Raw genomic sequence first — 13,247 nt, forward strand, 5'->3', positions numbered from 1 at the left:
AACCTTCCTGCCGGGCGCCGAGCCCGAGAAGGCCATCCGCAACCTCATTCACGCCCTCGGCAAGGGCGTACTGAAGGTCATGTCCAAGATGGGCATCTCGACCGTCGCCTCCTACCGCGGCGCCCAGGTCTTCGAGGCCGTCGGCCTGGACGAGACCTTCGTCGAGAAGTACTTCAACGGCACCGCCACCAAGATCGGCGGCGTCGGCATCGACGTGATCGCCAAGGAGGTCGCCGCGCGCCACGCCAAGGCCTACCCGGCCTCCGGCATCGCGCCCGCGCACCGCACGCTGGAGATCGGCGGCGAGTACCAGTGGCGCCGCGAGGGCGAGCCGCACCTGTTCGACCCCGAGACCGTCTTCCGGCTCCAGCACTCCACGCGCTCCGGCCGCTACGACATCTTCAAGAAGTACACCTCCCGGGTGAACGAGCAGTCCGAGCGCCTGATGACGCTGCGCGGCCTGTTCGGCTTCGCCTCCGGCCGCGCGCCGATCCCCGTCGAGGAGGTCGAGCCGGTCTCCGAGATCGTCAAGCGCTTCTCCACCGGCGCCATGTCGTACGGCTCCATCTCCAAGGAGGCGCACGAGACCCTCGCCATCGCCATGAACCAGCTGGGCGGCAAGTCCAACACCGGTGAGGGCGGCGAGGACCCGGACCGCCTGTACGACCCGGCGCGCCGCTCGGCGATCAAGCAGGTCGCCTCCGGCCGCTTCGGCGTCACCTCCGAGTACCTGGTCAACGCCGACGACATCCAGATCAAGATGGCCCAGGGCGCCAAGCCCGGCGAGGGCGGCCAGCTGCCCGGCCACAAGGTGTACCCGTGGGTGGCGAAGACCCGGCACTCCACGCCGGGCGTGGGCCTGATCTCCCCGCCGCCGCACCACGACATCTACTCCATCGAGGACCTGGCCCAGCTGATCCACGACCTCAAGAACGCCAACCCGGCCGCCCGCATCCACGTGAAGCTGGTGTCCGAGGTCGGCGTCGGCACGGTCGCGGCCGGCGTGTCCAAGGCCCACGCGGACGTCGTGCTGATCTCCGGCCACGACGGCGGCACCGGCGCCTCCCCGCTCACCTCGCTCAAGCACGCGGGCGGCCCCTGGGAGCTGGGCCTGGCCGAGACCCAGCAGACGCTGCTGCTCAACGGGCTGCGCGACCGGATCGTCGTCCAGACCGACGGCCAGCTGAAGACCGGACGTGACGTGGTCATCGCCGCGCTGCTCGGCGCCGAGGAGTTCGGCTTCGCCACCGCCCCGCTCGTCGTCTCCGGCTGCGTCATGATGCGCGTGTGCCACCTGGACACCTGCCCGGTCGGCATCGCCACCCAGAACCCGGTGCTGCGCGAGCGCTTCGCCGGCAAGGCCGAGTACGTGGTCAACTTCTTCCGGTTCATCGCCGAGGAGGTCCGCGAGCTGCTGGCCGAGCTGGGCTTCCGCTCCATCGAGGAGGCCGTCGGCCACGCCGAGGTCCTCGACGTGACCCGCGCGGTGGACCACTGGAAGGCGCAGGGCCTGGACCTGGAGCCGCTGTTCCACGTGCCCGAGCTGCCCGAGGGCGCGGTCCGACACCAGGTGATCGCCCAGGACCACGGCCTGGAGAAGGCGCTCGACAACGAGCTGATCAAGCTCGCCGCCGACGCCCTGGCCGCGCCCGGCTCCGCCGACGCCCAGCCGGTGCGCGCCCAGGTCGCCATCCGCAACATCAACCGGACGGTCGGCACCATGCTCGGCCACGAGGTGACCAAGAAGTTCGGCGGCGCGGGCCTGCCCGACGACACCATCGACATCACCTTCACCGGCTCCGCTGGCCAGTCCTTCGGCGCGTTCGTGCCGCGCGGCATCACGCTGCGCCTGGAGGGCGACGCCAACGACTACGTCGGCAAGGGCCTGTCCGGCGGCCGTGTCGTGGTCCGCCCGGACCGCGCGGCCGACCACCTCGCCGAGTACTCGACGATCGCGGGCAACACGATCGCGTACGGCGCGACCGGCGGCGAGATCTTCCTGCGCGGCCGGACCGGCGAGCGGTTCTGCGTCCGCAACTCCGGCGCGACGGTCGTCTCCGAGGGCGTGGGCGACCACGGCTGCGAGTACATGACCGGCGGTCACGCGGTGGTCCTCGGCGAGACGGGCCGCAACTTCGCGGCCGGCATGTCCGGCGGCGTCGCCTACGTGATCGACCTGAACCGCGACAACGTCAACGCCGGCAACCTCGGTTCCGTGGAGGCGCTGGACGACGCGGACAAGCAGTGGCTGCACGACGTGGTCCGCCGCCACCAGCAGGAGACGGGCTCCACCGTCGCCGAGAAGCTGCTCGCCGAGTGGGACACCGCGGTCGAGCGCTTCAGCAAGATCATCCCCAGCACGTACAAGGCAGTGCTCGCCGCCAAGGACGCCGCCGAGCGAGCCGGTCTGCCCGAGACCGAGATCACCGAGAAGATGATGGAGGCGGCGATCAATGGCTGACCCGAAGGGCTTTCTGAACCACGGCCGCGAGGTCGCCAGGTCCCGCCCCGTCGAGGAGCGCGTCAAGGACTGGAACGAGGTCTACGTCCCCGGCTCCCTGCTGCCGATCATCAGCAAGCAGGCCAGCCGGTGCATGGACTGCGGCATCCCGTTCTGCCACAACGGCTGTCCGCTCGGGAACCTGATCCCGGAGTGGAACGACTACGCCTACCGCGAGGACTGGGCCGCCGCCTCCGAGCGCCTGCACGCCACCAACAACTTCCCGGAGTTCACCGGCCGTCTGTGCCCCGCTCCGTGCGAGTCGGCGTGCGTGCTCGGCATCAACCAGCCGCCGGTCACCATCAAGAACGTCGAGGTCTCCATCATCGACAAGGCGTGGGAGACCGGGGACGTCGCCCCGCGGATCCCCGAGCGCCTGTCGGGCAAGACCGTCGCGGTCATCGGTTCGGGGCCGGCGGGCCTGGCCGCCGCCCAGCAGCTGACCCGGGCCGGCCACACCGTCGCCGTCTACGAGCGCGCGGACCGCATCGGAGGCCTCCTGCGGTACGGCATCCCCGAGTTCAAGATGGAGAAGCGGCACATCAACCGCCGTATCGAGCAGATGCGCGCGGAGGGCACCCGCTTCCGCACCGGCGTCGAGATCGGCCGCGACATCAAGGCCACGGACCTGAAGAAGCGCTACGACGCGGTCGTCATCGCGGCCGGCGCCACCACCGCCCGCGACCTGCCGGTCCCCGGCCGCGAACTCAAGGGCATCCACCAGGCCATGGAGTACCTGCCGCTGGCCAACAAGGTGCAGGAGGGCGACTACGTCACCGCGCCGATCTCGGCCGAGGGCAAGCACGTCGTCGTCATCGGGGGCGGTGACACCGGCGCGGACTGCGTGGGCACCGCCCACCGCCAGGGCGCGGCCTCCGTCACCCAGCTGGAGATCATGCCCCGGCCGGGCGAGGAGCGGAACCCGGTCTCCCAGCCGTGGCCGACCTTCCCGATGCTGTACAAGGTCACCAGCGCCCACGAGGAGGGCGGCGAGCGGGTCTACGCCGTCTCCACCACCCACTTCGAGGGCGACGAGGACGGCAATGTGCAGTGGCTGCACATGAGCGAGGTCGAGTTCGTCGACGGCAGGCTCACCGCGAAGCCGGGCACCGAGCGCAAGATCCCCGCCCAGCTGGTCACCCTCGCCATGGGCTTCACCGGCACCGACCGCGAGAACGGCCTGGTGGAGCAGTTCGGCCTGGAGCTCGACGAGCGCGGCAACATCGCCCGCGACGCCGGCTTCCAGACCAACGTGCCGGGCGTGTTCGTCGCCGGTGACGCCGGCCGCGGCCAGTCGCTCATCGTGTGGGCGATCGCGGAGGGCCGCTCGGCGGCCCGCGGCGCCGACCAGTACCTGACCGGTGCCAGCGACCTGCCGGCCCCGATCCGCCCGACCGACCGCGCGCTCGCGGTCTGACGGCAGCCCCTGAGACGTCCCGTACAACGGCGTACGGAACACTGACGACGCCTGCCCCGTCCCCGACCGGACCCGGGCAGGCGTCGTCGCATGTCCGCACGCCGAGGGGAAGCCATGGCCGCGATCAGTCTGAGCAAGGTGGAGGAGACCGCGCCCGCGCTGGTCAGCCTGTACAAGACGGCGGGGGCCTCGCTCGCCGAGCACGGCCTGGAGGGGCAGCGCGCCGCCGTCTACCTCGTCCTGGACCACTCCGGTTCGATGCGGCCGTACTACCGCGACGGCAGTGTGCAGGCGCTCGCCGACCGGGTGCTCGGCCTGTCGGCGCACCTGGACGACGACGGCCGGGTGCCGGTGGTCCTCTTCTCCACCGACATCGACGCGGTCAGCGAGATCGCGCTCGCCGGCCACCGCGGCCGTATCGAGCGGATCGTGGCCACCCTCGGCCACATGGGGCAGACCAACTACCACCTGGCGATGGACGCCGTCGTCGACCACTACCTCGACAGCGGGGCCACCGACCCCGCCCTCGTCGTCTTCCAGACCGACGGCGGCCCTACCAGCAGGGCCGCCGCGGAACGCTATCTGTGCAAGGCGGCGAAGCTCCCGCTCTTCTGGCAGTTCATCGGCTTCGGCGACCCGCACAGCCGGCAATTCGACTTCCTGCGCCGCCTGGACGAACTGCCGGTGCCCGGCAGCCGGGCGGTCGACAACGCCGGCTTCTTCCACGCCGGCCGCGATCCGCGGGCGATGCCGGACGCGGAGCTGTACGACCGTCTGGTGGGCGAGTTCCCCAAGTGGCTGGTGGCCGCGCGGGCGCAGGGGATCGTGGCGCCGGACTGAGCACTCGGCGGCGCGGCGGGCGTGGGGTCGGCGGTGGGGCGGGTCGGTGGGCCAGGGTCAGTGGTGCGGTGGGGCCGGGTCAGTGGTGCGGTGGGTCCGTGGCCAGGGCGGCGGCGAGGACGGCGGCCCGGCACTCGTGGGGCGCGCCCCAGGCGGTGCGCAGCGCACGGGCCTTGGTGAGCCAGAGCGACAGGTCGCACTCCGCCGTGTACCCGATCGCACCGTGCAGCTGCAGCGCCGTACGGGCAGTCGAGTACGCCGCCTCGCAGGCCGCGCCCTTCGCGGCGGCGACGTCGGCCGCGTCCATGGTGAGAGCGGCGCCGAACAGCAGGGGCCGGGCGAACTCCAGGGCGATCTTCGCGTCGGCCAGGCGGTGCTTGACGGCCTGGAAGGAGCCGATGGGCACCCCGAACTGGACGCGCCGCCCGACGTGGGCGACCGTTCGGTCCAGCAGCGCCGCACCCACGCCGATCGCCTGGGCCGCCGTGGCGAGGCGGGCCCAGCCGAGGGCGGCCGGGGGTGTGCGGGGCAGGAGCAGTTCGCCGCCGGGCAGCGGGGTGGTGAGCCGGCGGGCGCGGTCCAGGCAGGGGCGCGCGTCCCGTGCGCCGGGCGCCCGCCACACCTCGCCGTCCCTGAGGGCGAGGACGACGTCGGCGGCATCGCCGTCCAGCGCGTACGGTGCCCCGACCGTGGCCATCGCCCTGCCCGAGGCCAGTGCGGACAGCAACTCGGCCGCCGGATCCGGCCTCCTGGGGTCCCCGGCGAGCAGGGCGGCGGCGAGGACCGTCTCCACCAGGGGGCCGGGCACCGCGTGGCGGCCCAGTTCCACGAAGGCCACGGCCAGTTCCACGGGCAGCGGTCCCACCCCCGCGCAGGACTCCGGTACGGCCAGGGCGAAGACCCCCGCGTCGGCGAGGCGCGACCACAGCGCGCGCCCGGCCGTGTGATCGCCGGCGGCCCAGGAGCGCACGGCCGAGGGGGTGCCGGCGGCGGTCAGCATCGCGTCCAGCGAGGCGGCGAACGCACGCTGTTCGGCGGTCGGCAGGAAACGCATCAGCGCCGCCCCCTCGGCAGGCCGAGCAGCCGCTCGGCGACGATGTCGCGCTGCACCTCGTTGGCGCCCGCGTAGATCGGCCCGGCCAGCGCGAAGACGTACCCCTCGGACCAGGCGCCGTCCGCGAACTGACCCTCCTCGCCCAGCAGATCGAGGGCCGTCTCGTGCAGCACGAGGTCCAGCTCGGACCAGAAGACCTTGTTCATGCTGGCCTCCGCGCCGACGGTGCCGCCCTCGAGGAGACGGGAGGCGTGGGCGTAGGCGGACAACTGGTAGGCGCGGGCGCCGGACAGCGCGTCGGCCACCCGGTCGCGCACGTGCTCCGGGCTGCCGAGCGTGCGCCACAGTGTGTGCAGGCGGCGCGCGGCGGCGAGGTAGCGGCCGGGCGAGCGCAGGGTGAGGCCGCGTTCGCTGCCCGCCGTGGACATCGCCACCCGCCAGCCCTCGCCGGGCTCGCCGATGACGTCCTCGTCGGGCACGAACACCTCGTCCAGGAACAACTCGGCGAACGCGGGTCTGCCGTCGAGGCGGCCGATCGGGCGGACGGTCACCCCCGGGTCTTGAAGGTCGAACATCACGTACAGGAGCCCCTGATGGGGCTTCGGCGCTCCGGGGCCGCTGCGGAACAGGCCGAAGGCGCGGTCGGCGAAGGCCGCGCGCGAGGACCACGTCTTCTGCCCGCTCAGGAGCCAGCCGCCGTCCGCGCGCACCGCCCGGGAGCGGAGCGCGGCCAGGTCGGAACCGGCCTCCGGCTCGGACCACGCCTGCGCCCAGACCACCTCCCCGGTCGCCATCGACGGGAGCACGCGCGCCCGCTGCTCGGGGGTGCCGTGCTCGAACAGGGTCGGCGCGAGCAGGCCGAGGCCGTTCTGGCTCACCCGGCCAGGGGCGCCCGCCGCCCAGTACTCCTCCTCGAAGACCAGCCAGCGCATCACGTCCGCGCCCCGGCCGCCGTACTCCTCGGGCCAGGAGACCACCGACCAGCGGTCCGCGGCGAGTTCGGCCTCCCAGGCGCGGTGGGCCGCGAAGCCCTCACCGGTCTCCAGTGAGGGCAGCGGGTGTGCGGGCACATGGCCGGCCAGCCAGGCGCGGGCCTCGGCGCGGAAGGCCTCGTCGGCGGGGCAGTGGGTGAGGTCCACGGGCGGCGCGCTCCCTTCCCGGCAGTCGTGCGGCACCTTCCCTAACAAGTGTTTGGTAGGTTAGCGTGGCGGTATGACAGACGTCGAGGGTCCGGCGTACGTCCCCGGACACGGACTGCTCAGCGGGCGCACGGCCGTCGTCACCGCTGCCGCCGGTACGGGCATCGGAGGGGCCACCGCGCGCCGGTTCCTTGAGGAGGGCGCGCGCGTGCTGATCAGCGACGCGCACCCCAGGCGGCTCAAGGAGCACGCGGCGCGGCTCGCCGGGGAGTTCGGTCCCGGCCGGGTGTACGCCACGCCGTGCGACGTGACCGACGAGGAGCAGGTGCGCGCGCTGTTCGCGGCGGCGGAGGACACCCACGGACGGCTGGACGTCCTCGTCAACAACGCGGGCCTCGGCGGCACTTCCGACCTCGTCGACATGAGCGACGAGCAGTGGTCACGCGTGCTGGACGTGACGCTCAACGGCACCTTCCGCTGCACCCGGGCCGCCCTGCGGCACTTCCGCGACCACCCCGAGCGCGGCGGAGTGATCGTCAACAACGCCTCGGTGACCGGCTGGCGCGCCCAGGCGGGGCAGGCGCACTACGCGGCCGCGAAGGCCGGCGTGATGGCGCTGACCCGGTGCGCGGCGGTCGAGGCGGCCCGGTTCGGCGTGCGGGTCAACGCCGTCTCGCCCAGTCTCGCCGTGCACCCGCACCTGGCCAGGGCGGCTTCGCCGGAACTCCTGGAGCAGCTGACCGTGCGGGAGGCCTTCGGGCGGTCCGCCGAGCCGTGGGAGGTGGCCAACGTGATCGTGTTCCTGGCCTCGCGCTACTCCTCGTACATGACCGGAGAGGTCGTCTCCGTCAGCAGCCAGCACGCGTGAGGGACGGTGCGGATCACAATGGACGCGTGCCGACCAAGAAGAAGCCCCAGGTGACCGCCCCGAAGAAGCCCGCGGCGGCCGCCGCCGTCGCCCGCCGCGGCGAACTCCTCAGCACCGCCGCCGAGGTCTTCGCCGAGCACGGCTACAACGCCACCACCGTCCGCAGGATCGCCGACGAGGCGGGCATGCTCGCGGGCAGTCTCTACTACCACTTCGACTCCAAGGAGTCGATGCTCGAGGAGATCCTGCGCACCTTCCTCGACGAGCTCTGGCACGGCTATGACGCCGTGCTCGGCGCCGGACTAGGACCGCGCGAGACCCTCGAGGCCCTGGTCACCGAGTCTTTCCGGGAGATCGACCGGCACCGCGCCGCCGTCGCGATCTACCAGAAGGAGAGCAAGCAGCTCGCCGCGCAGGAGCGCTTCGCGTTCCTCGCCGAGTCGCAGCGCAGGTTCGAGAAGGCGTGGCTGTCCACGCTCCGGCGCGGCGTCACCGCCCGGGTCTTCCGGGCCGACCTCGACGTCCGGCTCACCTACCGGTTCGTTCGGGACACGGTGTGGGTCGCCGCGTCCTGGTACCGGCCCGGTGGACAGCACAGCCCCGAGGAGATCGCCCGGCAGTACCTGTCGATGGTGCTGGACGGGATCGCCGTACGCGAATAGTCCTTTCCGTAGAGGGAGTTGGCATGGCCGAGGCCTACATCGTCGAAGCGGTCCGCACGCCCGTCGGACGGCGCGGGGGAGGACTGAGCGCCGTCCACCCGGCCGACCTCGGCGCCCATGTCCTCAAGGCGCTCCTCGCCCGCGCCGGCATCGACCCGGCCGCCGTCGAGGACGTCGTCTTCGGCTGCCTCGACGCCGTCGGACCGCAGGCCGGGGACATCGCCCGGACCTGCTGGCTGGCGGCCGGACTGCCCGAGGAGGTACCGGGCGTCACCGTCGACCGGCAGTGCGGCTCCTCCCAGCAGGCCCTGCACTTCGCCGCCCAGGGCGTGCTGTCGGGCACCCAGGACGTGGTGGTCGCGGGCGGGGTGCAGAACATGTCGCAGATCCCCATCGCCTACGCCACCCGGCAGGCCGCCGAACCCCTCGGCTTCACCCAGGGCCCCTTCGCCGGCAGCGAGGGCTGGCGCGCCCGCTACGGCGACCGGCCCGTCAACCAGTTCGCCGGCGCCGAGATGATCGCCGCCAAGTGGGGCATCACCCGGCACGACCAGGAGGAGTACGCCCTGCGCTCCCACCGCCGTGCCCTGCGCGCCATCGACGAGGGCCGCTTCGAGCGGGAGACGGTCCCCTACGGCGACGTCCTGGCCGACGAGGGCCCGCGCCGTGACACCTCCCCGGCCAGGATGGCCGCCCTCGCGCCCGTCCTCCCCGGCGGCACCGTCACCGCCGCCTGCTCCTCCCAGGTTTCCGACGGTGCCGCCGCCCTGCTGCTCGCCTCCGAACGCGCGGTGCGCGAACACGGCCTGCGCCCCAGGGCGCGCGTGCACCACCTCTCGGTGCGCGGCGAGGACCCCATCCGCATGCTCACGGCCCCGATCCCGGCCACCGCCCACGCCCTGAAGAAGACCGGCCTCACCCTCGACGACATCGACCTGGTCGAGATCAACGAGGCCTTCGCCCCCGTCGTCCTCGCCTGGCTCAAGGAAACCGGCGCCGACCCCGGCAAGGTCAACGTCAACGGCGGCGCCATAGCCCTCGGTCACCCCCTCGGCGCCACCGGCGCCCGGCTGACGACCACCCTCCTGCACGAACTGGAGCGCACCGGCGGCCGCTTCGGCCTGCAGACCATGTGCGAGGGCGGCGGCCAGGCCAACGTGACCATCATCGAACGCCTCTGACGGACCCCGGCGGTCGCGTCACCGAGCGGCTCGGGCGGCTCCGGCGGTGGGGCCGGCTCCGGCGGGCGCGTCACCGAGTGGCTCGGACCGGTTCCGCGGGCGCGTCAGTGGCGCCCGCCGAGTCCGCTCGCCGTGTCACCGCGTGGCTCCGGCCGACTCCAGCCGGCGCATCACCTCCTCCGCCTCGTCCATGATCCGTTCCACCAGCTCCGCGCACGAGGGCAGGTCGTCGATCACCCCGGCGACCTGTCCGGCGGACATCACCCCGAGGTCGGTGCGGCCGTCCACCATCGCCGACCGCAGCAGCACCGGGGTGTTCGCGGCGAGCAGCACCTGTGCCCAGGACATCCCCCGGCCGTGCCTCATCGCCCGGCCGTCCCGCACCATCGCCCGCCAGGTCAGCCCGGACACCCCGCGCAGCGCGGCCGCCCGCCGGACCGCCTCGGCCAGCGCCCGCACCCTGCCGTGCCGCTCCAGCGCCGCCACCTGCTCCGTGCGCAGCACACGGTGCGGCAGACCGTCCACCGCCCGGGTGACCGTGACGTCCCCGACCTCCGCCGCGAGATACCGGGCCTTGACCGCGTCCGGCACGGTCGAGTCGGACGTCAGCAGGAACCGCGTGCCCATGGCCACGCCCGCCGCCCCGTACGCCAGGGCCGCCACCAGTCCGCGTCCGTCGAAGAAGCCGCCCGCCGCCACCACCGGTATCCCCACCGCGTCGGCGACCTGCGGCAGCAGCACCGTCGACGCCACCCCGCCGGTGTGCCCGCCGCCCTCCCAGCCCTGCACGATCACCGCGTCCGCCCCCCACGCGGCCACCTTCTCGGCGTGATGCCGCGCCCCGACGGACGGGACGACGACCACTCCCGCCTCCTTCAGCCGGGCGATCAGCTCCCGGGACGGGGCCAGCGCGAAGGACGCCACCCGCACGTCCTCCTCGATGAGGATGCGCACCCGCTCGTCGGCGTCCTGAGCGTCGGCCCGCAGGTTCACCCCGAAAGGCGCCGTCGTACGGGACTTGACCTTCCGTATCGCCGAGCGCAGCGCGTCCGGTGTCATCGTCGCCGAGGCCAGGATGCCCAGCGCTCCCGCGTTGGCCGCCGCCGAGACCAGACGCGGTCCCGCCACCCATCCCATCCCGCTCTGCACGATCGGGTGCCGGACCCCGACCAGCCGGGTCAGCGCGGTCTCCATCAGCGCCCCGTCCCCTCGGGCACCTCACGGCCCCGCATGCCGCCGGGGTCGATCACCTCCCGGATCAGCCGCAGTTCCTCCCGCGTCGGCTCCCGGGTGCACGGCACCTCATCCGGGACGGCCAGGGGGAAACCCGTGGCTTCCCGGACCTCCTGGACCGTCACCCCCGGATGCACCGAGACCAGCCGCATCGCACGGTCCGGGGTGCCGAAGTCGAACACCCCCAGATCGGACACGACCCGCCGCAGGTCGTGGAAGCGGGCCGTGGCCGGATGGCGGGCCGCGTTGTCGTACCCCACACCGCACACCATGTCGACCTTCTCCACGAAGACCCGCCGGGAGTGCCGGGGCACCCAGTAACTCGTCGGGTTGTTCAGTGTGTTGACCGGGGCTCCGCGCACGCCCAGCAGCTGCCGGCGGGGCGGGGAACCCCCGCCTATGCGGGAGATGTTCTGGTTGCCGAACCGGTCGAGCTGGCTCGCGCCCATCATCACGTGCCGCCGGCCGCCGGTGACCAGGGCGAGATGCTGCCGGTAGGGCAGCCAGCCCTCCACCGTGCCGTCCGGGCCGATCAGCAGCGCCTCGCCGTCGGTCAGCAGCAGGTCCGGTGCGAAGGTGAGCCGGGCCAGCCGCGCGCCCACCGAGGGGACCGTGCCCATCGGGCCGGCCAGGATCTCGCCCGCGCCGCGCCAGGCCTCGGCGCAGGCGATCACGCAGTACTCGGCGCGCGTGGGCGGGGCGACGGAGGCATCGGCGGTGGCGCGGGCGGGGGAGCGGCTCATCGGTCCGCCTCCTGCCAGGACCGCACGGCCGACCGGTAGGCCCGCTCGTCGCCGCCCAGGAAACGCTCGGCGAACCGGGGCCAGGGCGTGGTCGCGTAGTGCTTCTGGAAGGCCTCGTCGCGCGCGTAGTCCGGGGCGCAGGAGGTGAAGTGGGCGCCGTTCGGCGCCTCGATCACGCCGGTCACCGTGTGCCGCTTGACCAGCAGGGTCTGCACCGCGGCGGCCTTCGTCAGCTCGGCGGTGTCCACGATGCGTTCGCAGGAGACGTACGCCTCGTCGGCCGCCTCGCAGAACAGGTCGTCGAAGTACGGGTCGGGGCCCAGATACTGGCCGTTGCCCCGCCGGTCCGCGCGGTTGAGGTGCACCAGCGCCGCGTCCAGCCGCAGGGCCGGCATGGCCACGAACACCTCCCCGTCGTCGTACGGCGAGGTCACCGTGCGCAGCCCGGAGCCGGGCCGCACGACGTCCGAGCCGATGCCCGCCCGCACGGGCAGGAAGGGCAGCCGGTTCGCCGCCGCGCGCAGCCCCCACAGGAACATCGCCTCGTCGACCTCCGTCAGCTCCAGCGACCCGCTCTCCCGGGCCGCCCGGTAGTTGGGCTCGAGCGGGACCGAGTCCAGCGTCACGAAGGCGGTCACCAGTCTGCGCACCCGCCCGGCCGCCGCCAGCATGCCGACGTCCGGACCCCCGCACGACACCAGTGTCAGATCGGTGACGCCGGACCGCAGCAGCGCTCTGACCAGCGCCATCGGCTTGCGGCGCGAGCCCCAGCCGCCGATGCCCAGCGTCATACCGCTGCGCAGCCGGGAGACCGCCTCGTCCGCCGTCATCGTCTTGTCGCCCACCCGTCTCACCGCCCCTTCCCGCCGAAGGTGTCCCTGACCCGGCCGGCCGCCCCGCTCAGCGCCGCCTCGAAGGTGAAGCCCTGCTCGAAGCGGTAGCCGCGGCGCACGTCCACCGGGTCGATGCCGTTGAGAGCCGCCTTGGCCAGCCGCACCAGCTCCCCGTCCTTGGCCGCGATCTCACCGGCCAGCTCCAGCGCCGCGCCCCGCAGCTCCTCCCTCGCCACCACCCGCCACACCGAGCCGTGCGCGTGCAGCTGGGCCGCCGTCACCGTGCGGGCCGTGTAGTACAGGGCGCGCAGCAGATGCGGGGGGACCAGCCGGGCCAGATGCGTGGCCGCGCCCAGCGCGCCCCGGTCCAGCTCGGGCAGGCCGAAGGTGGCCTCCTCGCTCGCCACGATCGCGTCCGCGTTGCCCACCAGGCCTATGCCGCCGCCCAGGCAGTGGCCGTGCACCGCCGCCACCACGGGCACCTCGCACTCGTACACCGCGCCGAAGGCCTCCGCGCAGCCACGGTTGGCGCCGAGCAGGGCGGTGTGGCCGCCCTCCTGTATCTCCTTGATGTCCACGCCCGCGTTGAACCCGCGGCCCTCGGCGGCCAGCACGACGCAGCGCGTCCGCCGGTCGCGGCCGGCCGCGCGCACCGCGTCGGCCAGCGCGAACCACCCGCTCACCGGCAGGGCGTTGACCGGCGGGAAGTCGACCGTGACGACGGAAATCCCGCTTTCCGCGGCCGTGAGGGAGACACCCATGGGCGCATCAGCTACC

12 protein-coding genes are annotated in these 13,247 nt (G+C 73.2%); 6 read left to right on the forward strand and 6 right to left on the reverse strand.

Annotated elements, in window-relative coordinates:
* From IE249_RS35950 to IE249_RS02595, 3 genes are all read left to right on the forward strand, one after another.
* A partial coding sequence (locus IE249_RS35950) for a glutamate synthase-related protein (protein WP_268249661.1) occupies positions 1-2,461 on the forward strand: 2,461 nt, incomplete at its 5' end.
* Complete coding sequence (locus IE249_RS02590) at positions 2,454-3,917, forward strand: glutamate synthase subunit beta (protein ID WP_189703098.1); 1,464 nt, start codon at positions 2,454-2,456, stop codon at positions 3,915-3,917. The genes IE249_RS35950 and IE249_RS02590, both read left to right, overlap by 8 nt.
* A 114-nt stretch (positions 3,918-4,031) precedes the next feature.
* The gene (locus tag IE249_RS02595; protein WP_189703099.1) at positions 4,032-4,757 is read left to right on the forward strand and encodes a vWA domain-containing protein; all 726 of its coding nucleotides are present in this window, start codon (positions 4,032-4,034) and stop codon (positions 4,755-4,757) included.
* Between the two features lie 79 nt (positions 4,758-4,836).
* On the opposite strand, the gene IE249_RS02600 is transcribed toward IE249_RS02595, so the two are convergent.
* Entirely contained in the window at positions 4,837-5,811 is a 975-nt protein-coding gene (locus tag IE249_RS02600) for an acyl-CoA dehydrogenase family protein (RefSeq protein WP_189703100.1), read from the reverse strand.
* Complete coding sequence (locus tag IE249_RS02605; RefSeq protein ID WP_189703101.1) at positions 5,811-6,950, reverse strand: acyl-CoA dehydrogenase family protein; 1,140 nt, start codon at positions 6,948-6,950, stop codon at positions 5,811-5,813. The genes IE249_RS02600 and IE249_RS02605 overlap by 1 nt, the downstream gene beginning before the upstream one ends.
* A gap of 73 nt (positions 6,951-7,023) precedes the next feature.
* On the opposite strand from IE249_RS02605, the gene IE249_RS02610 reads away from it, so the two are divergent.
* From IE249_RS02610 to IE249_RS02620, 3 genes are read left to right on the forward strand one after another with little or no spacing between them, the layout of a single operon-like run.
* A complete protein-coding gene (locus IE249_RS02610; RefSeq protein WP_189703102.1) occupies positions 7,024-7,818 on the forward strand; it encodes an SDR family oxidoreductase in 795 nt (264 codons plus the stop codon).
* A gap of 26 nt (positions 7,819-7,844) precedes the next feature.
* Positions 7,845-8,480 carry a TetR/AcrR family transcriptional regulator gene (locus IE249_RS02615; RefSeq protein WP_189703103.1) on the forward strand — a complete coding sequence of 212 codons (636 nt, stop codon included), beginning with the start codon at positions 7,845-7,847 and terminating at the stop codon, positions 8,478-8,480.
* A gap of 23 nt (positions 8,481-8,503) precedes the next feature.
* Complete coding sequence (locus IE249_RS02620) at positions 8,504-9,661, forward strand: acetyl-CoA C-acetyltransferase (RefSeq protein WP_189703104.1); 1,158 nt, start codon at positions 8,504-8,506, stop codon at positions 9,659-9,661.
* 135 nt (positions 9,662-9,796) lie between these two features.
* Here the strand turns inward: IE249_RS02620 and IE249_RS02625 are convergent, their stop codons facing one another.
* The 4 genes from IE249_RS02625 to IE249_RS02640 are packed head-to-tail and all read right to left on the reverse strand — an operon-like array spanning position 9,797 to position 13,231.
* The gene (locus IE249_RS02625) at positions 9,797-10,855 is read right to left on the reverse strand and encodes an NAD(P)H-dependent flavin oxidoreductase (protein ID WP_189703105.1); all 1,059 of its coding nucleotides are present in this window, start codon (positions 10,853-10,855) and stop codon (positions 9,797-9,799) included.
* Positions 10,855-11,637 carry a CoA-transferase subunit beta gene (locus IE249_RS02630; RefSeq protein ID WP_189703106.1) on the reverse strand — a complete coding sequence of 261 codons (783 nt, stop codon included), beginning with the start codon at positions 11,635-11,637 and terminating at the stop codon, positions 10,855-10,857. The genes IE249_RS02625 and IE249_RS02630 overlap by 1 nt, the downstream gene beginning before the upstream one ends.
* A complete protein-coding gene (locus IE249_RS02635; RefSeq protein ID WP_189703107.1) occupies positions 11,634-12,482 on the reverse strand; it encodes a CoA transferase subunit A in 849 nt (282 codons plus the stop codon). Before IE249_RS02635 ends, IE249_RS02630 begins: the two co-directional genes overlap by 4 nt.
* Before the next feature lie 5 nt (positions 12,483-12,487).
* Complete coding sequence (locus IE249_RS02640; RefSeq protein ID WP_189703108.1) at positions 12,488-13,231, reverse strand: enoyl-CoA hydratase family protein; 744 nt, start codon at positions 13,229-13,231, stop codon at positions 12,488-12,490.
* Positions 13,232-13,247 lie beyond the last annotated feature (16 nt).

This window comes from Streptomyces anandii JCM 4720, assembly GCF_014650655.1.
GTDB lineage: Bacteria > Actinomycetota > Actinomycetes > Streptomycetales > Streptomycetaceae > Streptomyces > Streptomyces anandii.